The sequence below is a fragment of the uncultured Oscillibacter sp. genome, from assembly GCF_910579365.1.
GTDB lineage: Bacteria > Bacillota > Clostridia > Oscillospirales > Oscillospiraceae > Oscillibacter.
The window spans coordinates 1-24,453 of record NZ_CAJTUX010000042.1 but is presented as its reverse complement, the minus strand read 5'-3'; the positions used below and the strand labels follow the sequence as shown (position 1 = coordinate 24,453).

Below are 24,453 nucleotides of genomic sequence, written 5' to 3'. Positions count from 1 at the left end.
CCCGTTGCGCCGCAACGGTTACCGGCCTGCATCTTTTTTCTCTACAGAAGGAACAGTAGACAAAGCCTGTTTATAATGCCACTTATACGCAGGTTCAATCAAAATTTGGCTAATCTGCTGTAAATTTATCTTACAAATTGGCTATAATCACATGTTTTGGTATGTTATAGTGCAGGCTTGGGTGAGGTCATTCTCACTTAAACCTGCTTTTATTTATGTTTAAGAAAGTGAGGTCATTATGAAACTTCCGTATGGCTATGTTTTAGTTAATGAGGAAATCATTGTGCATGAAGAAAAAGCGGATGCTGTCCGCAGTATATTTGAATACTATCTTGCTGGCGCCAGTTTGGGCAAAATTGTGGATATGCTTCACGCAAAGGGCATCCCATCCCCGTCTGGTAATCCGAAATGGGGCAGGGCAGCGGTGGACAAACTCCTATCCAACGCAAAATATATTCCCATTGTTGGTATGAGGACATACATGGATGCTCAATTTGAACGGGAGCGCCGGTGCAATGTGGATTATGACAAAGCCGGACATCCCAGAAAGGCAGTTAGATATCAATCTCCATTTCTCGAAGTAAATTAAGGCTGTTCAAATCCCGTTTTTTCTGCTATACTGTCAGAAAAAGGGGAGAACTGGATCATGACGCCGGAAGAAATGAGTGATTTATACATACGCATTGCATTCCATTATGAGTCTACGGTTGATCGGCTTCTTGGGAAGGGACTGATAGATAAAGACTTTGCAGACTATCACAGAAAGACCTTTTACGATTCGCTGGATGAAGAAAAGCTGCGGACATCCCAAAAGATTGGAAGTCAAATTGAAATTATGCAGCGCTATGTGAGAGCCATGGTTTGTGGAGCTATGGTTTCGTTGACAAAAATAGCAAAACAATACACAGAAGATTCTCCTGGGTATGTCATTCAAAGCTGGATGCGAAGCCGGAATACTTTGGAATTCCTCCGCCAATGGGAAAATGATATGAACGGAGTATTTGATGACAGGGCCTGCGAGGAGCTGATTCATGAGGCACATACAACATCGCTGACGGTTACGCCATCTTTGTGGATTCGGAGGACGCACGCTGTTGGAATATATGTGAAACAAGGCAAAGGCGGAGGCGTGAGTGCCTACCCTGAGATTGCGGCAGACTTTAGACTTTGGATGGACCCGATGGAGAGGTTGGCTTTAGTCAGGATGGTACGAGAGATGAAAGTCAATCAAAAGATGATATAGGGGAAATAGATACAAAGATGAATCAATAGTTGGATATATAAAAGGAGAATTGGAAAATGTGGTTGGATAATGCCTCCAGTATTGATATGCTTTTTTACTCTCCGTATGCAGATACTATAGTAAGCTTTACAAAAAACGCGTATCTAACACCGATGACTATCGGTTTATATGGCAGTTGGGGAGCAGGCAAATCATCGCTTCTGCAGCTTATTGAGCAACGAATCGAGGATGACAGAGACGATGATGTAGTCTGTGTGTCCTTGAATGCCTGGCAATTCGAAGGATATGAAGATGCAAAAGTTGCCATAATGGAATCTCTTTTGAAAACATTGAAAGAGAATAAAACATTTTTTGAAAAAGCGCATGAAAAGATTAATAAATTATTGTCACGTGTTGATTTTTTAAAAATAGGCAAGAGCATTATTCAAAAAGGGCTTCCTTATGCAATTGGAGCTTTGACTGGGAATCCATTGCCAATAGCACTTAATCTTTCTGCGGATTCGTTGAATACGGGTGATTTACTCACAAAATTGCAATCTTTCAACAGTGAATACATTAAAGATAGCGAAAAAGAGGATACTCTTACAGAAAATGTTAGAAAATTCCGACAAGAATTTGAAGATATGCTTAAAGATGTATCTTCAGTTAGGACTTTAGTCGTAATTATAGATGACCTGGATAGATGTTCACCTGAAAGAATTATTGATACACTTGAGGCAATTAAATTATTCCTTTCTGTAAAAAAGACAACATTTATTGTAGCTGTAGATCAAAGGATTATCGAATATGCAGTAAATATCAAGTATCCACAAATTGACGGATTTGCAATATCTTCTGATTATATTGAGAAAATAATTCAGCTTCCAATCAAAATACCCGAATTATCTCCTAAAGACATTGAAAATTATTTGTTGCTGTTAGTATCTCAACTTCACATATCTGAGGATGGATTTACAACCCTTATCAAAGAAATTTATGATAGCGGAATGATGCTTCGTGATAAGGCGTTAACGTATAGCGAGGTCGCGGCAATTATAGGAAATAGGTACTGCTCGTACAAAGAAGATGCATCTAAGAGTTTATTTGATGCAGATGCATCTATCATTTCAAAGATAAGCCCAACTGTATCTAGTAGTCTTAAAGGTAATCCTAGACAAGCTAAGCGGTTTTTAAATACATTTTTTGTTAGAAAAAATTTGGCGTCACTGTATTTTGGTGAAGATATTGACTTGTCAGTTATGGCAAAGCTTTTGGCCTTGGAAACAATTGAAATACGGGCATTCAGGAAACTATATGAGTGGAGCAGTGATTTTGATGGAGAAATTAAACAGCTAAAAGAAATTGAATGCCTCATTAAAGACGGAAAAGAATTTGGTGAGGAATACGCACTTTGGGCAGCCCCTAGAATCACTAAATGGCTTAAAAGTGAGCCAATAGAGTTATATAAACAAGATCTGAGTAAATATTTCTATTTATCCAGAGAAGCCCTTAGCAGTGTAGAAAGCATTTCCTCCACATTTAGTGAATCAGAGCGAAAAATGCTGTCGGCTTTCCAGAATTGTATGAAAGGGCAAGAGGATTCACGTATTGAAGAATTAAAGAAAATGGAATCTGTATCTCAACGGAATGTATGTGATGCCCTTATCGAACATTTTAAAGCTGATTCTGTCGGGCTCAATATAATTGCTCCTATATATTGCAATTATGCCGATTTTAGAACCGATATAAGTGAAGCTATATTGCAAAAGCCAAGTACATTTTTTACAATGGCTGTAATTCCCCATATGGTAATAATGTATAAAGCATCTCCAACACAGTTTGATGAGCTTTTGAATCGGCTAAAAAGCAAAAAATTTATAAAAGATGAGATTTACTCTATGATAAAAGCAGGTGATTTTGGGGTTACTACTGTTGAAAGAAAGGTGTAATAAAATGGGCACGTCTAAAGGATATATTGCGCCGTCCACTCCTAATTGGAAACGAGCGAAAGGAGAAATATCACATTACTTAAGTAATCCCTCTGATGTTGCAAGAAGAAACGCAGCTGCCCAGTATGCGAGAGCAATGGCTGGCGATAGTTATAATGTTTCTCAGGTAACGAGAGCATTTGCAGGGGCAATCAGTTTCTCATCTGCAAGTACTGCTCGAGGTTATGCGGTAGCTCTACGTGAAATTGGACGAGAAGATATTTTATCTTTAGAACCCAAAGAAGCATTAGATGCGTTAATTTCACATTTTGCAAATGATGGCAATACGATTGATGATAAAATTGCATTAGATAGCATGGTTGAGACTTTTAAAGTCCTGGAAGTAATTCAACTAGAAGATTTACAAGACATTGACACTTCTCGCTTGCTAAAAGAAATGGTATGCCAATTTGCCAAACTGAAATTTGCTCAACTTTTTGATAAGCAAATACGCACTAAATGTCCTGTAATTGAAGAAGCAAATGCGAGAATAGCTGAGATGCAAGAATATATATACTATGCTATGGATCAGCAATTAACAGAGAATATCCTTAAAGAAATCAATCCGCATAACTTAGCAAATGAAATGATTGTTCAAAACACTTTAAACAAAGGCTTTGAACTTATGACTATTTTCTATGGTGAGTAATATGAAAATATGGATCAACAAATGTATCGCGGAGGAAAGAGCGGCATCCTTTGTAGATGCCATGACCTTCAATATAGGTGTTCCGGGACAGCGTGGAAGGGTTGCCTCGAATATTCGTGATGGCTGGTATAGGGTATTGGGAATCCAAGCAGTAACTCCCATATGCGAGGACTTGTATATAATTGCGTTATCAGTTTTTGCTACAGATAAGCGAATACCTCGCAGTAAAACTCCAGACAATTGGACTCGAGAAGTACATCTTAATGTTCCAGTTATCATGGCAGATCAATGGAACTTTGTCAAGGAAGAACTTGAAAGAATGTTAAGCTATCTTTCGGGGGACTTGTGGCATTTTACATTCAGATCTTGCGAGATTGAGAATAGATTCAAGGATAATCATGTACATACACCAGCCCGCAATACATTATTAAATAGAATTGATGGAGTTTCTTTATTCTCTGGCGGCTTAGATTCCTTTTGCGGCGCATATGATTTTATGATGAAAGGCAAAAACACAGTATTTGTCGGTTTCAAGGAATACGGGAAGCTCGAGTCTGTTCAAAGAACTTTGATGGATAGCCTAAATTGCTGTTTTCCTGATATAGTTAAGCTGCTATTTACTTTTACGGCTAGGGCATGCTGTCCGCTTGGGACGGAAAATCTTCCAACTGAGAATACTAGTAGAAGTAGATCGTTCTTATTTATTTGTGCTGCAATTTGTATTGCTGAAGTGGTTGGAGATGATACGCCAGTCTATATCCCGGAAAATGGTTTTATTGGACTAAACTTGCCGCTTACTATGGGCCGAAGTGGAAGCTGTAGCACAAGAACAACACACCCCCATTTTTTAAAAATGCTGAATGGAATTCTAGAAAAAGTTGGAATACGGCATGAGGTGATAAATCCATTTGCTTTTCAAACAAAGCGTGAAATGGTACATCAATTCATTGCGGCCCCTGGATTCTTAGAGAATATACATAAGACCATCTCTTGTTCTCACCCGTGTAATGGACGGTGGCAAGGCAAAACCGAGCCAGAGAATTGTGGTTACTGTTATCCATGTCTAATCCGACAATCTTCCCTTGTTGGTGTTCTTCCGCCTGATGAGCATTATAGCTATGATGTGTTATCATTAGACTATTTTATGAATGCCACCAATGCTAAGCGTTCTGATTTTGTTGATCTTCTCAGTTCAATTAATAGTGCATACTTATCAGCGGACGAAGATCTTATGAAGAGAATAAAGGCAACAGGTAGGCTAACGCAAGAAGAAACTCATACTTTCTTGAGACTATACAAAGAGACGATTGCAGACTTGATTCGAATGTTATCTGTAGATCCAGAATTGCTTCGAATAGCTGGAGTGCCTTATGCGACTAATTGATACGCATTTTCATTTGGATTTTTACCGTGAACACCGCTATTGGTATGATCAAATCAATGCGATGAAACAATATACGTTATGCGTTACCAATTCACCTGAAATATACTGTGCATGTAAAAAATTATATTCAGAAACTCGATATATCAAATTTGCGCTGGGATATAATCCACAGGTATGTTCAGAGATGGCGTTAAACAGGCAAACATTCCTTTCTGAATTGTCCAAAGCGAAATATATAGGGGAAGTTGGATTGGATTTCTCGTCAAAACATATTGGAACAAAAATAAAACAAGTTGACGCGTTTGAGTTCATATGTCGAAGTGTTGCTGGTAGTAGCAAACTTCTTACAGTTCATTCAAGAAATGCAGAAAAAGATGTTTTTAATATTATGGTTCAGAATGAAATAAAGCGAGCAATAATCCACTGGTATACTGGTGATTTAGAAAATATGCAGAAATTTATTAGGGCTGGTTACTATTTCTCGGTCAATTCCAATATGTGTATGACATCCAGAGGAAAGCGCATAATTTCAGAAATTCCATTAGATAAAATACTTGTAGAAAGTGATGGCCCATTTACAAAAGTCGGAACACATAAATATAAGCCAGTAAACCTTAGGGACATATACTCTATTCTTGCAGCTACGATTGGTGTGCAAAATATTGAAAATATTGTTTATGAAAATTTCAATCGTTTATTGACTCTTTAATGTGTAAGATTGTTCATCTGAGTTGAATTGTGAAAATACTTGAAATTCCTGTGCATAAATACGATGATATTTTTCCCTATGGATTTTCCATATGTTAATCTGCTAACAAATTCCCACCCAAGAAGCGCTGCAAATCGTCCTACAATAACGATTTGCAGCTGCATCTTTTTTCTCTACAGAAGGAATCTTTTTAACGATTTTTATGCCAAGGACACCAGTAAAAAGGTCCGTTCCGTGATGAAAGCCCGCGGCACCAGCGGCAAACATATGGGGAAACCGCCTTATGGCTACCGCTCTGACCCGCAGGACAAGGACCACTGGATTTTGGACGAAGAAGCCGCACCAGTGGTCAAGCGTATCTTTGACCTGACGATTGCTGGAATCGGCCCATGCCGGATTGCCCGAATCCTCGAAGCTGACCAAGTGCCAACGGTCAAGGCCCTCTATGCTATGCGTAAAGGTAAGCCCGCGCCGGAGCGTCCCTGTCACTGGCATGAGCAGTCTGTGGTTGGTATCCTGGAACGGATGGAGTACACTGGTTGTGTCTGCAACTTCAAGACCTATTCCAAGTCCTATAAGCTCAAAAAGCGCATTCCCAACGCCAAAGAGGATATGTTCATCCTGCCCGGTACACAGGAGGCCATTGTTCCGCAGGAACAGTGGGACCGGGTACAGGAGCTGCGGAAGAACAAGCGCCGCGTCACCAAGGGTGAGCGGCAAGGACTGTTTTCCGGACTTCTATTCTGTGCCGACTGCGGAAGTAAGCTCAACTTCGCCACTTGTAAAAGGTTTGAGGGCAGGCAGGATCGCTACGTCTGCGCCAAATACAGAAGCGGGCGTGGGACTTGTTCGGGGCATATTATCCGAGAGGAAGTGCTGCGGGATGTGGTGCTGAAGCGTATCCGGGCTGTAACGGAGATGATCCGTTCTGACGTAGAGGGCTTTCAAGAGGATTGGCTGCACTGCCGCAGAGAGGAGCAGGAAAAGTCTATCCGGGAGGACAAGCGGCGTCTGGCCCAGGCCAAGAAGCGTCTAGCGGATATTGATGTGCTTATGACCCGTATCTACGAAGACATGGTGCTGGGTAATTTGAGCCAGGAACGCTACCAGAAAATGGCTGAAGGCTATGAAGCGGAGCAGGCCAATCTTAACAATGAGATTATCGGCCTTGAGGACTGGGTAGCCACCCGCGAGGAAATGGACAACGGCTTTGACCAGTTCGTCGCTTTGGTCGAGAAATATGTGGACATCCCGGAGCTGACACCGACCATTGTAAACGAGTTTATCAAAAAGATCATCGTCTATGCGCCAGAGAAGCAAGGGACCACGCGGATTCAGAAGGTCAGGATTATCTTCAATTTCCTGGATGATCTGGATATGCCGGAAATTGGTGAACCTGTTATCAGCGAAACTACCTATGGACGCAGAAAGACGGCGTGATCGTGCGATCACGCCGCCCTCTGCGGAAATAGTTCCCTATCACCTTTTACCCTTGCAATTACAGGGGTTAAGCGGGTTTTATCACATTACTGCCACAAATGAGCCGCAGTCAATGTAATGTAGTGGCCTGGTGAAACCACCCTTTATACATTACATCTCAGGAGAATGTTCTTCTCCAGCGGAAGGAGGTCCAGCCTCCGTGCGGGAGATGGCCGCAGACGCGTTCCACGAACGCGGGAATCTGGCCCGCCTGCGCTTGGAGCTGCCGGAGAGCGCTCCGGGCTGGGCGGAGATCTACTTTCCGGAGCTTCAAGGATACCACCGGAACGGCATGCGCAAGCAGTATCTGGATTGCATCGCACAAGTCGGGACGGCGTATTTGATTTTTTGACCTATGACAGCCTCTTTCCGTCCATCCAGAAGTTCAAGGACCAGGTTCTGATTGCCCCGGACCGGCTGAAGTCTTTCGCCCATCTGGCGCCGCTGTACCGGGACGCGTATTTGGACTGGCTGCGAAAGAATGCCGCCGGGGCGGTTCAGATCGCCATTGAGTCCGACAATCTGGCGGGTCTGAACACCCTATTTCTTTTTCCAAAAGGCGCGGCCCGGTTTCTCTTTCGCCCATTTCTCGATCTGCCGCCGGTTGTACTTGCCGTCGTTCGCCCGGCTGGTCGGCTTCTTCAAGTTGTGGGAAGAGGACCGCCGCTTTTTCCCGCCCGCCTGCTTCACAAGGTGGTTGCAAGGGCCGCAATTCCGTTTTCGTCTGATTGCAGGCGGTCGGCGTTGCAATAGCCTATTCGATCACCCTTTTTCTGTCCTTTGCGCTTCCGCTTGCGCCACAACTCTTCCAAAAGATCACGATCAAGCCCGCCATTGTGTTTCCCCGCCTTTTTCAGTTCAAGAAAACAGAGCAAGCAGAATTGACGTTACATGATCTCATCCCCCTCCCGCATGTTTTCCAATGCGGAACAAAGGCAACAGGCAGTTCCGGCGATTCCTCTTCCGGGCTGGCAATGCGGCCCACGATCGCCGCGTTTTCGCCGGTGTAAAACTTGTCGTTCCCATCGCCCTCGATCACGAACACGGGTTCAGGGTCAAGGGGTACAAAACGCCCGCTTTCATCCTGCGTCCAGTCGATTTCATGCCCGCACGTCCGGCAAACGCTCATGCGGGCAAACGTCGCACCCAAGATAAAGGCAATCGGCGCAAAACCGCTTGTGAAATTCCGTGTCCCACGGCCCATCCATGACGGGCAGGGCCGCGAGGAACGCCTCCAGCGTTTTCCGGCTTTCCGTGATCTTTTCAAACCGCGTCGCCGTCGAAACCTCCTTGCAGGCCGTCCGCGGGGGTCCGGCCCCGCCGCCTGAAATTCGCCTGTACCCCCTGCTGGGCGACAACCCGGTTGCAAGCCCGCCGCCGGTTCCGGTCCAGAACCGGCGCGCCGTCCTCTCCTGCGGTTTCCCCGCGCTTCAACTCCCGGTAGATCGTCGCCGTGGTAACGCCCAGCCTTTCGGCAATGTCCGCCGGGCGTTCTTTCGCGTTTAATATTACAACCCGCGCCTTCTCAAGCCGGACGGTAGACATTGACGAGCTCGAGAAATATCATTATAATATCAGCAAAGCGATCGGCCCCTGTTTGAAAAGGGAGAACCGTTCCGCCGGGGCAGGCCGCCGCAGAAGGATGTGTGATATTTTACATAACGGCGGCCCGTCTGCCGGCGGGAAATCTCCGCGGAAATTCCGTGGACGGTCCCAAAACCCCGGCGTCTTATGGTGCGGCGAGGCATGAAGGCGGCGTTCTGACGAGTTTTCAAAGGGGCGGACAAGGCTGGGAAAGCCTGGGTGAGAAGGTGGTATTATTTTTTTCAATAATAATTTGAGCGGTGCGACCAAACGAGTCTATGATTACCTCTTTGACGAGATCGTCAGCAGCCGTCTGCTTCCAGGAAGTGTGCTCTCGGAGCTGGAAATAGCGAAAACGCTCCAGACCAGCCGCTCTCCTGTCCGGGAGGCGATGATGGTTCTGGAAAGTGAGGGCCTGGTTCGCCGCTATCCGGGCCGGGGCTGTTTCGTGGCGGAGATCACGGTACAGGATATCAATGAGATTTTCGCTCTGCGCATTCTGCTGGAGGTGGAGGCGCTGCGTAAGTCCTTTGACCTCATCAGCATCCAGGACCTGGACGAGTTGAGGCGGGAGCTGACTGCCCTGACTCCGGAGGACCCGGCGAACGCCTATTACGAAACGGACCGCCGCTTGCATGAGCTGATTGTCAACAGCTGCGGAAACGTTCGGCTGATGCTGATTCTCCGCACGCTGAACGGCCAGATTGAACAGCTGCGGCGCGTGGCCTCCAGACAGCCCCAGCGTCTGAAGGCTTCGCGGGGAGAGCACCTTACCATTGTGGACGCCCTGCGGGAGAAAGACTTGGAGCGGGCCTGTGAACTGCTTTCTGCGCACATCGAAAATGTGAAAAACGCCACCATGAGCGTCTGCTTGCTGGTGGGCGTGCGGGAGAGCAGGGGAACCCAGTAAACGAATGCAGAACACGCCGACAGGCGCCCGAACGGGCGCCTGTTTTTGCGCATATTGCCGAAAAATAAATGCGAGATATGTGGATCCATCCAATTGCTTTTTGCCGGCGTCTGTGGCAGAATTTAATTGTAGACGAACTGTCGACAGAGAGTCGTCAATTTGTATCTCGCGGCTTGCACGCAGGAAAGAGGGCTGCCTATGGGACAGACAATGTCGGAAAAAATCCTGGAACGGAAAGCGGGGCATAAGATCGAGACGGGTCAGGTGTACTTTTTCCCTGTGGACTGCGTTATGACGCACGATGTGGGGACCGTCGGCGTTGCTCCGCTGCTGGAGCGGTATGGAACGGAGCGCCTGGCCTCCGGCGTGGAAACGGTGGTGGTTCTGGATCACTTTGTTCCCGCCTCGACGCTGAGCCACGCCCAGAGCCACAAGACTGTGCGGGAGTTTGTCCGGCGGTGGGGCGTGGCGCATTTCTATGAGGTGGGCCGGGGCGGCATCTGCCACCAGGTGCTTTTGGAAAAGGGCCATGCCAAATCCGGCGGTCTTCTGGCGGCCACGGACGCCCATGTGACGACGTATGGCGGCGTGGGCTGTCTGGGCCTTGGGGTGGGCGTCACGGACGCGGCCATGGCCCTCCACACGGGGCGCATGTGGATCAAAGTGCCCCGGACGGTCGGCGTCCGGCTGGAGGGCAGGCTTCTCCAGGCGGCGTCCAAGGATCTGGCGCTCCGGCTGCTCCAGATGATCCCCTTTTCGAAACTCAACTACAGCGTGGTGGAGATTTACGGGCCTGGCGCGGAGAGCCTGACAATGGACGACCGGTTCTGCCTTTGCAATATGCTCTCGGAGGGCGGCGTCAAAAGCTGCCTTGTGGCGGGGGACCACCGGACCGCCGCCTATATGAGAGAGCGGGCCAATGGCGCGTGGATCCTGGTACAGCCGGATGAAGACGCGGAGTATGACGATCATTACACGATTCAATTGGAAGAGATTCGCCCCATGGTTGCCTTTCCCCACCACCCCGCCTGTGGAAGGGACGCCGCCGAAGCCTATGGAACGCCCATCGACCAGGCGTTCCTGGGCTCCTGCACCAACGGCCGCATCGAAGACCTTCGGGTTGGGGCGGCCGTGGTCCGGGGGAAGCAGATTCACCCGCGGGTCCGCTTCGTGGTGACCCCGGCTTCGCAAGAGGTCTGCCTTCAGGCTATGGAGGAAGGGCTTATCCAGGATTTCGTCCGGGCAGGAGCGATGGTGACCAATCCCTCCTGCGGCGCGTGTATCGGAGCCTCGTCTCTTCTGGCTCCCGGGGAGGTGTGTGTGTCTTCCTCCAACCGGAACTTTCAAGGACGCATGGGCAGCATCGACGCCAACATCTATTTGGCGTCGCCCGCCACGGTGGCCGCGTCGGCGCTGGCGGGCTTCATTACGACCGGAGAGGGGGAGGGTCAGCCGTGTCCTATGTAAAATGCGCCAGGATTGCCGGAATTTTGGGCAGCAACGTGAATACCGACATTATTTATCCCGCCCGTCATCTGGTTCTGTTTGAACCGGACGAGGTAAAGCGCCACCTGTTTGAGGATGTGGACCCCGCATTAGCCGCAAAACTCGCCGGCGCCGGGGTCCTGGGCGGAGAGAACTTCGGCTGCGGCTCCGCCAGGGAGCAGGGCCTGACGGCGCTGAAATATGCGGGCGTGGAGCTGGTCGTCTGCAAATCCTTTTCCCGGGCGTTTTACCGCAACGGCATCAACAACGCCGTCCCCCTGTTTGTCGCGGATTGTCCCGAGACGCTGGAGGAAATCGCTGGAATGGGGGATGAGCTGGAGGCGGATTTTGAGACCGGCGTCCTTACGAACCGAACCGCCGGAACCCGATTCCAGTGTACGCCTACGCCGGACTTCATTGTCCAGGTCCTTCAGGCCGGAGGCATTTTCCCCTATTATCAACAACACGCAAAGGAGTGGTCTTGACATGATTCACATCATCCACAATATCCCCCGTCCCGATGGGGCGCTGGTAGAGCGGTTTTCCCGCCATGGTTCCGCCACGGTCCATGAGGCTATGGGGCGGTTGGGGGCCATGAGCTGGAAGATCAAGCCTCTGGCGCGGGGAATGAAGGTCTGCGGCCCTGCGTTTACCGTGCAGGTTCAGGCAGGCGACAACGTGATGATTCTAAGAGCCATCCGAGACGCCAGACCCGGCGACGTCCTGGTGGTGGACTGCGGCCGGTGCCCGGAGAGCGGCCCCTTCGGAGAACTGGCCGCCACGGAGTGTCAGGTCAAGGGGCTGGGGGGGTTTGTCACAACCGGCTCGGTTCGGGATTCCGCCGAGATTATCTCCATGGGTTTCCCCGTATTCTCCGGCGGCGTCAGTATTGTGGGTACCGTGAAGGAGAGCCTGGGCCGGATCAACCATCCTGTCAGCGCCGGCGGGGTCATTGTAAATCCCGGCGACATCATTCTGGGCGACGACGATGGAGTCGTGGTGGTTCCCCTGGCTCAGGCCGGGGAGATTTTGGAAAAGAGTGACGCCCGGGTGGCCAAGGAGGCCGGGATCCTGGAAAAGCTCCGGGCCGGAGGCTCCATTTTTGACATATACGGCTACCAAGCGGTCTTGGACCGGCAGGGCTGCGTCGAGGAGCGGACATGAGGACCTATCGGATTGCGCTCCTCACCGGAGACGGAGTCGGCCCGGTTCTGGCGGAGGAGTCGGCGGGGCTGCTGGAGCTGCTTGGCCGGCAGACGGGGTTTCGGTGCGAGCTGGAGCGCTGTCCGTTTGGCCGGGAGGCGTTTTTGAAAACCGGCACGCCGCTGCCGGAGGCGTCCTTGGCAGGCATCCGCTCCGCGGACGCGGCGATTGCGGCCGCCGTAGACGCCAAGGATGTCCAGGGCCCCACTCCGGTGGGGCTGCTGCGGAAAGAGCTGGACCTGTTCGCCGATGTGCGGCCCATCCGCTCCCGGCCTGGCCGGTGGTCTCTGCGGGAGAATTTGGACCTGGTCGTGATCCGGGAAATCACCCAGGGATTCCTGTCCGACCGGAACCTTCACGCCGGAAGCGGAGAGTGGATGAGCGACGAAAACAGCGCCTTTTCTCTGCGGGTGGTCACCTATGAGGCCAGCCGGCGCATTGCCGACTACGCATTTGAATACGCGGAGCGGAACGGGCGGCGGAAGGTGACGGCGCTGCACAAGGCCGCTATTTTCAAAATGACCTGCGGCACGTTTCTGCGGGCGTGCCGGGACGCGTCGGCTGCCCATCCGGCCATCGCCTATGAGGAGGAAGTGGCGGACAGCGCCGCAAACGGCCTCATCGCTCACCCGGAGCGCTATGACGTGCTGTTGACCACCAATTTGTTCGGGGATATCCTCTCTGACGAGGCCGCCGCGCTGGTATCCTCTTTGGCCCCCAGCGTGAACCAGGGTCCCGGTGTCCGGGTCTATCTGCCCGTGAACCACGCCCCGTCCTATCGGGCTCTGGCGGAGGACCGCTATGATCCGATGCCGGCGCTGCTGTGCCTGCACATGCTGCTGCGGGACCTGGGGGAGACCGAGGCGGCGGAGCTGTTGGACGGGGCGGTCAGCGAGGCGCTGAGCCAGGCTGTTTCCAGCGCCTCCGCCTGCCTGGCCGGCCTTCGAGCAAATCTGAAAGGAAGATGAGCAATTGATTTCGAATCGACGGGTCCATATGAACAGCGCCACAGGGCGCGTTTATGAAGAGCTGTTTCGGAAGATTCTTCACGGTGAGCTGGCGGGCAGCGCGCTGCTCTCGGAATCCGATATCGCCAAACAGATGGAGAGCAGCCGCACGCCCGTGCGGGAGGCCCTTCTGATGCTGGAGGGCGACGGCTTGGTCAAGCGCTATCCCGGGCGGGGGTATCTGGTGGCGGAGATCACCGCCCAAGATGTGGACGATATTTTTGAGCTCCGCCTGCAGTTGGAGCTGCTGGCGCTCCGGAAGGCTTACGGCGTCCTGACTCCGGAGCTGCTGCGGGACCTGGAGGACCAACTGGAGCGTCTGGAGGAGGGCAGTTCCCCGGACGAGTTCTACCGGGCGGACCGGCGGCTGCACGAGCTGCTGGCGCAGTACTGCGGCAATTCCAGGCTTCAGACCTTCCTGGACATGCTGGACAGCCAGATCGAGCGCCTGCGGTACATCTCAGCCCGGAGGCCGGATCGACTTCAGGAATCGAAGGCGGAGCATCTGGCTATCATTCACGCGCTGATGGACCAGAACCTGCCCCAGGCGGAAGCCATGCTGGCCCGGCACATTCTCAACGTCAGTGAGAGCACCAAGAGCGTCTGTCTCTTGCAGCGGTTTTACAGTCCCTTCCCGCAGGGAATGGAAAGCGTCGGGGAAATGGCCTAGCCGGCGGCAAGAGCCGCCTCGAAGGCGGCTTTGAGTGAAAGAACAAAGGGAGGAAGCAGTATGAACCTGACTTTCGAAGAGCAGAAAATGCTGGACGGCGCATATGGCAAAAGCGTCCAGAAGAGCATGGAGATTCTGACCAGCCTGGGGGATATCTACGGGGCGGAGCGCATGATCCCCATAAAAAGCGTCCACATGCCGGGCTCGTCCATCGTGGTGGCGGGAGAAGCCGCCACCAGCTTCGTGGAGCAGATGGGGGAGAATGGAACCGAATTCGCCGCCTATACCACGCTGAATACCGGCGCCATGGATATGGACTGTCCCCGGGAGCTGGGATTCAGTGAGGAGACCATCGCGCGGCAGAAACGGCTGACCAGCGCGTATGGGCGGATGGGCGGCGTTCCCTGCCACACCTGTACGCCCTATCTGATCGGCCATTGCCCGAAATTTGGGGAGCATGTGGCCTGGGGCGAATCCTCGGCCATCGCCTTCGTGAACTCCGTCATCGGCGCCAGGACCAACCGGGAGGGCGGACCCGCCGCCCTGGCCGCGGCCATCGCCGGGCGAGTGCCTGCCTATGGGTATCATCTGGATGAAAACCGGCGCGGCCAATTCCTGATTCATGTGGAGACGGCGCTCTCTGATATTGCCGGCTACGGCGCGCTGGGCTATTGGGTGGGCACTCGGGTGGAAAGCGGCGTGCCGGTGTTCACCGGCATCCCCGCCGATGTGACCACGGACCAGCTCAAGGCCCTGGGGGCGGCGCTGGCCTCCTCCGGCGCGGTGGCGCTGTTCCACATTGTCGGCGTGACCCCCGAGGCCCCCACGCTGGAGGCGGCCTTCGGCGGCGCTTCCCCGAAAGAGGTCTGGCATGTGGGCCGGGCGGAGCTTCAGACTGCGTTTCAGACGCTCTCCAAGCAGCAGGGCCAGCCGGTGTCCCTGGTGGCGCTGGGATGCCCCCACAGCTCTTTGAGCGAGATTATGCAGGTGGCTTCCATGGTGGAGGGGAAGCGGGTCAAGACCGCTTTTTGGATGCTGTGCGCCCAGCCGGTAAAGTATCTGGCAGAGCGCAGCGGTCATAAGAAGATTCTGGAGGATGCCGGCGTGACGCTGGTCTGCGACACATGCCCGGTTCTGGGGGCGATGGCGGAGCCCATGGAGAAAACCGGCATGACAGCCATGGCCACCAACTCGGCCAAGCTGGCCCATTACGCGCCGGGGCAGTGGAAAATCCCGACGTACTATGGCACGACGGAACAGTGCGTAAATGCGGCTTTGAAGGGGGTGTTTGCATGAGCACGACCATAACGGGACGCGTCGTCACCGGCAAGGGCAAGGGGATTCTCTGCGGGACCGCCCTGGTCACCACAGAACCCATCTGCTTTTTGGGCGGCGTAGACGTCAAGACCGGAAACATCACGGAGCAGGGGCATCCGCTTTATGGCGCCTGCATAAAGGACACCATTCTGGTGTTCCCCACCGGCAAGGGCTCCACCGGAGGATCGTACCTCATCTACGATACGATCATGAACGGAAACGGCCCCAAATGTATGCTGAACCTCGCGGTGGAGCAGGTGACGGCCATCGGCTGCATCATGGGCGAGATGCCGCTCATCGACCGGCCTGACGGCGACGTCACCCGTCTGATTCACACCGGGGATGTGGTCACCGTGGATATGGACCGCGGAACGATTACCTTTTAAAGGAGGATATTTTGTGAATACTACTCTGCGGGAGCGTTTGCAGAAGCTCTCTACCACCAATGTCTCGGACGCTCTGGACGCCCTGGGGTACAAGGGCTCTACCTACGGCGTCCGCCCGATGTACGAGGGCGTGGGGAAAATAGCGGGCAGTGCCGTCACCGTCAAGATGACCGCCGCCGGGGAGACCAAGGGAAAGGTTCACCTGGGCATCCGGGCCATTGAGGCTGCGCAGGCCGGGGATGTGGTGGTCGTGGACAACGGCGGCCGTCTGGACACCTCCTGCTGGGGCGGCATCCTGGCCAACGGCGCGCAGATGAAGGGCATCTCCGGTGTGGTCATCGACGGGGCCTGCCGGGATGTGGACGACTATGTGGAGATCGGATTTCCCGTCTATGCCCGGGGCGCCGTGGTGGCGACCGCCCGGGGACGCATTATGGAGGAGAGCACCAACACCATGATTCAATTCGGCGGCGTCCAGGTCCGGCCCGGCGACGCGGTCTTAGCGGACCGGAGCGGCGTGGTCTTCATTCCCACCGAGCATCTGGAGGAGGTGCTGTCCAAAGCGGAGGAGCTCTGGAGCAAGGAGGAGGCCATGGTGGCGGACCTGCGGTCGGGCATGAGCTCCCTGGAGGTGGACCAGAAGTACAACTACGAAAAAATGCTGCAAAAGTGAGGGATGACCATGAAGGAAACGCTGCGCCTCGCTCCAGAGATTCTGGAGCGCTATCGGAAACTGGACACCACCTGCGTCTCGGACGCCAATGACAAGCTGGGGCTTCCCGCCTGCGGCCTCTATCACATCCGGCCCGCGGTCCCGGGCAGGAGCTGCTGCGGACAGGCGTTCACCGTGCACTATGTGCCCTGCGGTACGGTAAAGGGAACCGTGGGGGACTTTCTGGATGACGTGGAGGCCGGACAGGTGGTGGTAATCGACAACGGAGGCCGGGATTACTGCACCGTCTGGGGGGACATCATGTCGCTGGACGCCAATTTGAAGGGCATCGCGGGGACCATCATCGACGGCGTGTGCCGGGACCTGCCCGCCATTGAACGGATCGGTTATCCCATATATGCCAAGGGCGCTTACATGGTCACGGGCAAGGACCGTGTCTATGTGGACGCGGTGGAGTGTCCCGTTTCCGTCTCCGGTCTTCAGGTCAACCCCGGCGACCTCATGATGGCAGATGACAGCGGCGCGGTCCGCATTCCGCTGGAGCGGGCTCTGGAGGTGCTGGAGATTGCCGAGGGCATCGCCCGGACCGAGGCGGAGATTGAGGCCCTGGTAACAAAGGGCACGCCGCTGAAGGAGGCCCGCCGCATGACCGGCTATCACCAATTGCAGACCCACAAGGAAGCATGACAAGGAGGCAGAACTATGGCAGATCTATCCGTTCAACTGGGACCGCTGCGCCTGAAAAATCCGCTGGTGGTCGGCGGCGGTCCGCCGGCCGGAACTGTGGAGCACATTAAAAAATGTGTGGATTCCGGCCTGGGCGCCATTGTGACCAAGACCGCGTCCACCGTCTGGTATCTCCAGAGGTATCCCCGGCCGCTCTATAAGCTGCTGGACTATAAGAAGGATCCCCAGCACCCCTACGACGACCCCAAGGACTATTTCTGGATGCACCGGGAGCACAACTCCTGCTATGAGCCGGTCCAGTTTTCCGAGATCATCCGGGAGGCCGCGCCCTACTGCAAGGAGCACGACTGCAAGCTGATCGGCAGCTTCTCCTGCAAAACCCTGGAGGAGTGGCAACACATCGCCGCGCTCTATATGGACGCCGGGTGCGACGCCCTGGAGCTGAATTTCTGCTGCCCCTTCCCGCCGGAGGGCCTGTCCAAAAGCGAACAGGACAACCACGTGGGCATCTACTATACCCTGCATCCCGAGGCCGCTGTGGAGGTGGTGCGCACCTTGAAAAAGACCGTGCCCATCCCCATGTTTGTAAAAATGAGTCCCGACGGCTCCAATTTCGTGAGCGCCGCCAAGCGGATGGAGGAGGCCGGCGCCGCAGGCGTCACCATGTTCGCCAACGCGAAGACCATGCGGGTGGACATCGAGACGGGGAAGCCCGTCATCTACGGCCCCGGCCCCGGGACAGGCTCGGGCATGAAGCCTGTCAGTATGCGGTGGGTGGCCGAGGTGGCCTCCGCCTGCGGCTGCGCCGTGATGGCCGGCCGGGGAGCCGTTACCTGGGAGGATACCATCGAGTTCCTGATGGCCGGCGCGGACGCGGTGCAGTATTGTTCGCCCATTATGATTCGCGGGCTGCGCTGCGTGGGGGAGATGCTCCGGGAAATCGACGCCTGGCTGGACCGCCGGGGCTATGCCGCCATTGAGGAGGTCAAGGACAAGGCGCGAAAGCAGATGTATTCCAACCAGGACCTGGTGGACAAGGTGAAGCCCCTCCGCGCCAACGTGGACTATACCAAGTGCATGGGCTGCCGGCGCTGCTGGCACTCCTGCTGGTACGACGCCATCACGGTGGCCAAGAAGGCCGTCATCCACAAGGACAAATGCGCGGGCTGCTCCCTGTGCTCCCAGGTCTGCCCGGTAGGGGCCATTTACATGACCGAGCGGGAGGACGGCGACACCGGCCATTTCCGGGCCATGGCCTCCGCCCATCCTCATCTGGCGCCGAAGGGCTTTTTCGACGAGTAAAGACGCGTCTTCCCCAAATCACCATGCAAAAAAGGAGAGTATGTATGGCGAAAGATTTTCGAACCTTCATCCGGCAGCTGGAGGCCGCCTGCCCCGAGGAGCTTCTTTGGGTCCCGGGCAGAATCAGCAGCGATCTGGAGGCCGCCACCTTCCTGCGGAAGCTGGAACTGGAGGGCAAGGCTCCGATGACCATCTTCCGGCGTCCTACCGCGCTGGACGGCTCCGACAGCGCGTTTCCCCTGGTATTCAACGCCTTCTCCAGCCGGAAGAAGTTCTGCGCCGCCCTGGGGATGGATATGGCGGATTACAAGATGCCGCTTTCCCTGAAGCTGAAGGACTGTTATGCCCACCGCATCGAGCCTGTGACCGTCCCTGCCGGGGAGGCCCCCGTGAAGGAGGTGACCGTCACCGGTGAGGCCTGCGGCTTTGACAAGCTGCCCATTCCCAAGCACCATGAGCACGACGGCGGCCCTTATATCCTGGGCGGCGCTTTGGTCACGCGTGATCCGGATTCCGGGGCGTATAACCTGGCGATGATCCGCGTTCATGTAAAGGGCCACAAAATCGCCGCGATCCACGCCGAACCCCATCACCACAGCGGTATGAACGTGAAGAAGTATGGGGAACGCGGGAAGAAGGCCCCGGTGGCCATTGTCATCGGGCATCATCCCGGCTTCTTCCTGGGCAGCTGCTGGGAGGGTCCTTACGGCACGAACGAGTACGAGATCGCCGGCGCCGCGCTGGGGGAGGCCGTCCGGCTGACGCCCAGTCAGACATGGGGGGACGAGCTTTTGGTTCCCGCAGACGCGGAGATGATCATCGAGTGTGAGGTGGACTGGAACGACCGCATCGAGGAGGGCCCGGTGGGGGAGCATACCCGGCACTACAAGAACTTCAAGGGCGGGCAGGTTATCCAGCAGCTGGACCCCCGGCTGACCCCCGTAGCCATTACCCACAGAAAGGACGCCTACTTCCAGTCCCTGTTCATCGGCCACGCGGAGCACTGCCTGCTGGGCTCGATCCCCAAGGAGGCTGTGATTTTTGAGAAGGTCCGGGCCACCTGTCCCGGTATACAGGCCGTCCACATGACTCCCGGAGGCTGCGGACGCTACATTTGCTACCTCTCGTTGAAGCAGCGGGTGGGCGGCGAGGCCCGCGACGCCATCATGGCGGCCTTCGTCTGCGACTGGCACCTGAAATATGTGATTGCTGTAGACGAGGATGTGGACGTGTTCAGCGACAGCGAGGTGCTTTGGGCGCTGGCCACCCGGACACAGCCGGACCGGGCCACCTTCGTCATTCCCGGCGCCATGGGCGCCACGGTGGACCCCACGGTGGATTCCCGCACAAAAATTTCCGCGAAGATGGGAATCGACTGTACAAAGCCTTATGGGACGCCCTTCTCTGAGGTCTGCGAGGTCCCGCTGGACATGCTGGCAAACATGCGCATTGCGGATTATCTGTAATGCATGGGTACAATAAAAGATGAAAAGGGGAAAGATTATGAAAAAGATGTTGTCTGTTCTGCTGACTGTCTCTTTGCTTCTGGCGCTGGCCGCCTGCGGCGCTACGCCGTCGGACAGCGGCGCTTCCGCCGGCGGGTCTGAAAGCACGCCGCCCCAAGGAAGTTCCGCAAGCGCTTCGTATCCGAAGGGCACCATCACCGTTGTGGTCTGCCGGGGCGCGGGCGGCTCCGCCGACACCGTGGCTCGCATGTACGCGCCCTATCTGGCGGAAAAGCTGGGCTGCAACGTGATTGTGGAGAATGTGGAGGGCGGCTCCGGCAAAGTGGGTTTGAGCCAGGTCTACCGTGCCGACCCGGATGGCTATACGCTGGTCTTGGGCAACTTCCCCTCCTATGTTCTCACCGAAGTTGTGGAGGGCGGCGATGTGGAGTACCAGATGAGCGGATTTGAACCCATTGTCGGCGTTTCCGGCAAGGAGGGCAACGTGTTGATCGTCCCGCCCGATAGCCCCTATCAGACCTTGGAAGATCTGGTTGCCGCCGGGACCTCCGGGGCCGGTCTGAAGATGGCGGTGACCACCGGCGTTTCCAACTCCTCCCTGGCGCAGGCCATGTTCCTGGATGTGACCAAGGTGGACGTGACCTCTATCCCGTATGACAGCGGCAATAACTGCGTTACCGCCATCATGGGCAAGGAAGTGGACTGCGCCATTTGCAGCAGCACTGCCGCCTATACGCCTGCCGCCGAAGGGACGCTTCGCGTGCTGACGACGTTCGGGGATGTGGAGGACGAGAAACTGGAGGGCGTTCCCACCTTCGCCTCTATCTATGGAGAGGAGTACGGTTACGATGTGGTGATGGGCATCCTGGCTCCTCCCGAGACGCCGGAGGAAGTGCTGTCCGTTCTGCGGGACGCCGCCTATGAGGCGGTTCAGGACCCTGCCTTCACCGAGGCCGCCGGCGGCTCCTTCAACGTTGTGCCCCGCGCCAGCCAGGAGCTGGAGGAGGTCATCAGCGGCTGCTACATGCTGGCCGAGTCCTCCAAGGACCTGCTTGGCTGACCGCTGCCCTGTTCCTGTCCCGGCCGCAGACACTGTTTGCGGCCGGGGCGCTCCAAAATTGTCCGAGAGGTACCGATATGAAAGATACGAATCAAAAAGCGGTTGTGGATGTTGTGATCCTCCTGGTCATTATGCTGGCCTCCGCGTACATGTTTGCCGCTTCCGGCTCCTTCGCCGATGAGACCAAGCTGTTTCCCAGAATTGTGTCGACGGCGGTGTTCGTCTGCTGCGCGGCAAAGCTGGCGCTGACAGCCCGGGCCTTTCTCCCCCCGAAGGATTCCGCTGCGGCATCCGGGGATGAGGTTCCCGCAAAAAAGGCGCTGTTGAACCGCAGACAGCTGATTCTGCTGGCCGCCTCCGTGCTCTACGTCGCCTTGCTGAACCCGATCGGCTTTCTCCCGTGCACCATCGCGATACTGCTGGCCCTGCCCTATACGCTGGGCTACCGCAGATGGAAGGTGCTGATCCCCTTTGCGCTCCTCATCAGCATTGCGTTTTACGCGATTTTCCGCTATGGCTTTTATATCAAGCTGCCGGCGGGAGTTCTGTCTGGATTACTTTAAGGAGGACAAGCGATGTCGTCTTTACTTACTGCGCTCAGTCCGCTGAATCTGGTCTACATGCTGGCGGGCACGGTGCTGGGAATCTTGATCGGGGCGGCTCCCGGTCTGGGGCCTGTGTTTGCCCTGGCCATTCTGCTGCCCATGACCTACTCCATGTCCGCCACCAGCTCTGTGATTTTCCTCAGTGCCGTCTATGGGGCTTGCTGCTATGGCGGCTCCATTTCCTCCATCCTGCTGAACACGCCTGGCACCCCCGGCAACGTCGCCACTTGCTTTGACGGCTACCCGATGACCCGCCGGGGCGAGGCGGGCCGCGCCCTGGGCATTTCCACAACCGCTTCCCTGGTGGGCGGACTTTTTGGCGTGGCCGCCTTTGCACTGCTGGGCAATGCCTTGGCGCAGCTCTCCTTGAAGATCGGCGCGGCGGAGTATTTCCTGCTGGCGGTCGCCGGGCTGTGTCTGGTGGCCTTGGCGGCCAAGGGCAACGCCCTGAAGGGCATCATTATGGGCGGTCTGGGGCTGATGCTGACCTTTATTGGGCGCAGCGTTGTGACCGGAGACAAGCGCTTCACCTTTGGCACGGTCTACCTGGAGGACGGTCTTCAGTTCATCCCCATCGTCATCGGCGCCTTCGCCCTGGCGCAGGCGCTGGTTCTGGTGAATGAAAAAGGCGCCATGAGCGCCGCCGATTCCAAGGTGTCCGGCGTTATGGCGGGCACGAAGGAGGTTTTTAAGTTCCCGGTTCCCCTGGTCCGGTCCTCGGTACTCGGAACCATCATCGGCATTGTCCCCGGCCTGGGGATCAACGCCGCCAGTTTCATCACCTATGTGGTGGAAAAAAACGCGGCGAAAGACAAGGATACCTTCGGCGAGGGCAACACCAAGGGCTTGATCGCCCCGCAGACGGCGATCGGCGCGGTGACCAGCTCCGCCCTGATTCCCGCCTTTGCCCTGGGAGTTCCCGGAAGCTCCAGCGCGGCGTTGTTCCTGTCCGCCCTCAGCATCCACGGTATCCAGACCGGCTATTCGTTCTATTCCAAAAATGGGGATATGGTCAGCACGATCATATGGGGAATGCTGCTGGCGCAGTTCGCGTTTGCCATTCTGGGCCTTCTCGGCGCCAAGTATTTTGCCAAAATTACCGAGATGCCGAACAGCCTGCTGGTCCCGCTGATTCTGATGCTCTCCGTGGTGGGCGCCTACGCGACCCGCCGCCAGATCATGGACGTCGCGGTGATGCTGGCGGCGGCTGTGATCGGCTACTGCCTGGAGCGGAACAAGTTCCCGCTGTCCTGCCTGATTCTGGGTTTGATCCTGGGCAGTCTGGCGGAGGATAACTACTGCCGGGCCATGCGGCTTTCCGGGGGCTCCTGGTCGATTTTCTTCACAAGGCCGATTTCTCTTGCGCTGATTATTATCATCGTGGTATGCTTTGCCTGGCCCCTTTTGAAAAAGCTCTTCAACCGAAAACAGACCGCAGGATGATTTGGCAGGGAGGTGCCGCTTATGGAGACAAGGAGACTGGTGGTCGGCATGACGGGAGCCAGCGGCGCCGTTTTGACGCTGGAGCTTCTGCGCCGGCTGCGGACGGTTCCGGCGTGGGAGACCCACTTCGTCATGAGCCGCGGGGCGGAGGCCACCATCGGCTATGAATTGCCGGGCCGAAGGGAGGAGCTTTTGTCCCTGGCGGACCAGGTTTATGAAAACAGCCAGATTGACGCGGCGATTGCCAGCGGCAGCTTTGCCGTCGATGGCATGGTCGTGATTCCATGCAGTATGAAAACGGCAGCCGGTATTCATAGCGGGTACGCGGACACATTGCTGCTCCGTGCGGCAGATGTGACCATAAAGGAGGGCCGTCCACTGGTGCTGGTTCCCCGGGAGACGCCGCTTTCCCCCATTCATCTGCGGAATCTCCACGAGCTGTCCCTGATGGGAGCTGCGGTCATTCCGCCGGTGATGACATTTTACAATGCTCCGCAGACGGTGGATGACATGATTCAGCATATCGTGGGAAAAATCCTGGACCGCCTGGGCATCCCGACCGAATATCGCCGATGGAACGGGTGATGGAAATCGGGACCGGGCGCTCCTGGGTCAGGCTGGAGTGGCGGTTCGCCGGAGAGGATATCTTGATTGCCATTATGGGCGGGGAGGCTCCTCATATTGGCGCCGCCGCGCTGGCCTGGCAGGAGAGGGGCACGGCGGAGGTTTCGCCGCTGTCCGTTCCGGGCCATCGGGAGAGCGAGGTGGCCTGTTCCTGTGCCGGGGCAGTCTGCCGGGCCGTGGGACGTACGGTGCTTGTCAGCTGCGGCATACACATTGACCGGGCGGAGCGGTGGGAAATCGAGCGTCTCTGCGCACACGCTGCCCTCTTGACGCAAAGACTGATAGACCAGCTGCAAACAGACCATGGATGACCTGCAAGAACAAAGGAGCTATTTGCGGCATGGGCGCAAAAAAAACAGTACTGCTTGGGATTCCCGCCGGGCAGTACTGTTTTTTTGGATTTAAATCCTTGTAAAATGTTGCGCAGGACGACAGCTCCCATCAAATAAATCGTTTTATAAACCTATGTTTCTTGCGATAGGGTTACAGCGCGGCGGCGCGGAGCTGAAGGAGCGGACCGACTTCGCCTTCCTGCTGGAGCAGGCCAGGCGTCTCTCCCAGGACTGGTGCGTCCTGACCGGACCGGACGGGACCCGCCGC

Annotated in this window: 27 protein-coding genes; 26 read left to right on the top strand and 1 reads right to left on the bottom strand. The window is 55.0% G+C overall.

Annotated elements, in window-relative coordinates:
* The first annotated feature begins 238 nt into the window (after positions 1-238).
* The 9 genes from QZ329_RS10410 to QZ329_RS10370 all read left to right on the top strand — a co-directional run bounded on the left by QZ329_RS10410 (position 239) and on the right by QZ329_RS10370 (position 8,184).
* The gene (locus tag QZ329_RS10410; RefSeq protein ID WP_295752184.1) at positions 239-589 is read left to right on the top strand and encodes a recombinase family protein; all 351 of its coding nucleotides are present in this window, start codon (positions 239-241) and stop codon (positions 587-589) included.
* Between the two features lie 57 nt (positions 590-646).
* Positions 647-1,243, top strand: a complete 597-nt coding sequence (locus tag QZ329_RS10405; RefSeq protein ID WP_295752182.1) for a KilA-N domain-containing protein — start codon at positions 647-649, stop codon at positions 1,241-1,243.
* 56 nt (positions 1,244-1,299) lie between these two features.
* Positions 1,300-3,171 carry a P-loop NTPase fold protein gene (locus QZ329_RS10400; protein WP_295752179.1) on the top strand — a complete coding sequence of 624 codons (1,872 nt, stop codon included), beginning with the start codon at positions 1,300-1,302 and terminating at the stop codon, positions 3,169-3,171.
* Positions 3,172-3,175: 4 nt separating this feature from the next.
* The gene (locus tag QZ329_RS10395; protein WP_295752175.1) at positions 3,176-3,859 is read left to right on the top strand and encodes a hypothetical protein; all 684 of its coding nucleotides are present in this window, start codon (positions 3,176-3,178) and stop codon (positions 3,857-3,859) included.
* A gap of 1 nt (position 3,860) precedes the next feature.
* Positions 3,861-5,243, top strand: a complete 1,383-nt coding sequence (gene qatC / locus QZ329_RS10390; protein WP_295752172.1) for a Qat anti-phage system QueC-like protein QatC — start codon at positions 3,861-3,863, stop codon at positions 5,241-5,243.
* Positions 5,230-5,952, top strand: a complete 723-nt coding sequence (locus QZ329_RS10385; RefSeq protein ID WP_295752169.1) for a TatD family hydrolase — start codon at positions 5,230-5,232, stop codon at positions 5,950-5,952. The genes qatC and QZ329_RS10385 overlap by 14 nt, the downstream gene beginning before the upstream one ends.
* Positions 5,953-6,189: 237 nt before the next feature.
* Positions 6,190-7,392: a DUF4368 domain-containing protein gene (locus QZ329_RS10380; protein WP_295752187.1), complete on the top strand. Its 1,203-nt coding sequence runs from the start codon at positions 6,190-6,192 to the stop codon at positions 7,390-7,392.
* A gap of 199 nt (positions 7,393-7,591) precedes the next feature.
* On the top strand, positions 7,592-7,783 hold the full coding sequence (locus QZ329_RS10375; protein ID WP_295752166.1) for a hypothetical protein: 192 nt from the start codon (positions 7,592-7,594) through the stop codon (positions 7,781-7,783).
* Entirely contained in the window at positions 7,780-8,184 is a 405-nt protein-coding gene (locus QZ329_RS10370) for a hypothetical protein (RefSeq protein ID WP_295752164.1), read from the top strand. Before QZ329_RS10375 ends, QZ329_RS10370 begins: the two co-directional genes overlap by 4 nt.
* A gap of 510 nt (positions 8,185-8,694) precedes the next feature.
* Here the strand turns inward: QZ329_RS10370 and QZ329_RS10365 are convergent.
* Complete coding sequence (locus QZ329_RS10365) at positions 8,695-8,976, bottom strand: helix-turn-helix domain-containing protein (RefSeq protein ID WP_295752160.1); 282 nt, start codon at positions 8,974-8,976, stop codon at positions 8,695-8,697.
* 292 nt (positions 8,977-9,268) lie between these two features.
* Here QZ329_RS10365 and QZ329_RS10360 point away from each other — a divergent pair, with 292 nt between their 5' ends.
* The 17 genes from QZ329_RS10360 (at position 9,269) to QZ329_RS10280 (ending at position 24,164) form a co-directional block, all read left to right on the top strand.
* Positions 9,269-9,925: a GntR family transcriptional regulator gene (locus QZ329_RS10360; RefSeq protein WP_295752157.1), complete on the top strand. Its 657-nt coding sequence runs from the start codon at positions 9,269-9,271 to the stop codon at positions 9,923-9,925.
* 198 nt (positions 9,926-10,123) lie between these two features.
* The gene (locus QZ329_RS10355) at positions 10,124-11,392 is read left to right on the top strand and encodes an aconitase/3-isopropylmalate dehydratase large subunit family protein (protein ID WP_295752153.1); all 1,269 of its coding nucleotides are present in this window, start codon (positions 10,124-10,126) and stop codon (positions 11,390-11,392) included.
* On the top strand, positions 11,380-11,895 hold the full coding sequence (leuD, locus tag QZ329_RS10350; protein ID WP_295752151.1) for a 3-isopropylmalate dehydratase small subunit: 516 nt from the start codon (positions 11,380-11,382) through the stop codon (positions 11,893-11,895). The genes QZ329_RS10355 and leuD overlap by 13 nt, the downstream gene beginning before the upstream one ends.
* A 1-nt stretch (position 11,896) precedes the next feature.
* The gene (locus tag QZ329_RS10345) at positions 11,897-12,574 is read left to right on the top strand and encodes a 4-carboxy-4-hydroxy-2-oxoadipate aldolase/oxaloacetate decarboxylase (RefSeq protein ID WP_295752148.1); all 678 of its coding nucleotides are present in this window, start codon (positions 11,897-11,899) and stop codon (positions 12,572-12,574) included.
* Positions 12,571-13,581, top strand: a complete 1,011-nt coding sequence (locus tag QZ329_RS10340) for an isocitrate/isopropylmalate family dehydrogenase (protein WP_295752145.1) — start codon at positions 12,571-12,573, stop codon at positions 13,579-13,581. The genes QZ329_RS10345 and QZ329_RS10340 overlap by 4 nt, the downstream gene beginning before the upstream one ends.
* Before the next feature lie 4 nt (positions 13,582-13,585).
* Positions 13,586-14,290, top strand: a complete 705-nt coding sequence (locus tag QZ329_RS10335; protein WP_295752141.1) for a GntR family transcriptional regulator — start codon at positions 13,586-13,588, stop codon at positions 14,288-14,290.
* 60 nt (positions 14,291-14,350) lie between these two features.
* Positions 14,351-15,586, top strand: a complete 1,236-nt coding sequence (locus QZ329_RS10330) for an aconitase X catalytic domain-containing protein (protein WP_295752139.1) — start codon at positions 14,351-14,353, stop codon at positions 15,584-15,586.
* A complete protein-coding gene (locus QZ329_RS10325; protein WP_295752136.1) occupies positions 15,583-15,993 on the top strand; it encodes a DUF126 domain-containing protein in 411 nt (136 codons plus the stop codon). Before QZ329_RS10330 ends, QZ329_RS10325 begins: the two co-directional genes overlap by 4 nt.
* A 13-nt stretch (positions 15,994-16,006) precedes the next feature.
* Positions 16,007-16,666, top strand: coding sequence for an RraA family protein (locus tag QZ329_RS10320; protein WP_295752134.1), 660 nt, complete (start codon positions 16,007-16,009; stop codon positions 16,664-16,666).
* 9 nt (positions 16,667-16,675) lie between these two features.
* Complete coding sequence (locus QZ329_RS10315; protein ID WP_295752131.1) at positions 16,676-17,353, top strand: RraA family protein; 678 nt, start codon at positions 16,676-16,678, stop codon at positions 17,351-17,353.
* A gap of 15 nt (positions 17,354-17,368) precedes the next feature.
* Positions 17,369-18,655 (top strand): 4Fe-4S dicluster-binding protein, encoded by a 1,287-nt coding sequence (locus QZ329_RS10310; RefSeq protein WP_295752128.1) that lies wholly within the window; start codon positions 17,369-17,371, stop codon positions 18,653-18,655.
* Positions 18,656-18,699: 44 nt separating this feature from the next.
* Entirely contained in the window at positions 18,700-20,121 is a 1,422-nt protein-coding gene (locus QZ329_RS10305) for a UbiD family decarboxylase (protein WP_295752125.1), read from the top strand.
* 37 nt (positions 20,122-20,158) lie between these two features.
* Positions 20,159-21,181 (top strand): tripartite tricarboxylate transporter substrate binding protein, encoded by a 1,023-nt coding sequence (locus QZ329_RS10300; RefSeq protein ID WP_295752122.1) that lies wholly within the window; start codon positions 20,159-20,161, stop codon positions 21,179-21,181.
* Between the two features lie 77 nt (positions 21,182-21,258).
* On the top strand, positions 21,259-21,744 hold the full coding sequence (locus QZ329_RS10295; protein WP_295752119.1) for a tripartite tricarboxylate transporter TctB family protein: 486 nt from the start codon (positions 21,259-21,261) through the stop codon (positions 21,742-21,744).
* A 12-nt stretch (positions 21,745-21,756) separates the two neighbouring features.
* The gene (locus tag QZ329_RS10290) at positions 21,757-23,229 is read left to right on the top strand and encodes a tripartite tricarboxylate transporter permease (protein WP_295752116.1); all 1,473 of its coding nucleotides are present in this window, start codon (positions 21,757-21,759) and stop codon (positions 23,227-23,229) included.
* A 21-nt stretch (positions 23,230-23,250) separates the two neighbouring features.
* A complete protein-coding gene (locus QZ329_RS10285) occupies positions 23,251-23,814 on the top strand; it encodes a UbiX family flavin prenyltransferase (protein WP_295752113.1) in 564 nt (187 codons plus the stop codon).
* Positions 23,814-24,164 (top strand): hypothetical protein, encoded by a 351-nt coding sequence (locus tag QZ329_RS10280; RefSeq protein WP_295752111.1) that lies wholly within the window; start codon positions 23,814-23,816, stop codon positions 24,162-24,164. The genes QZ329_RS10285 and QZ329_RS10280 overlap by 1 nt, the downstream gene beginning before the upstream one ends.
* Positions 24,165-24,453 lie beyond the last annotated feature (289 nt).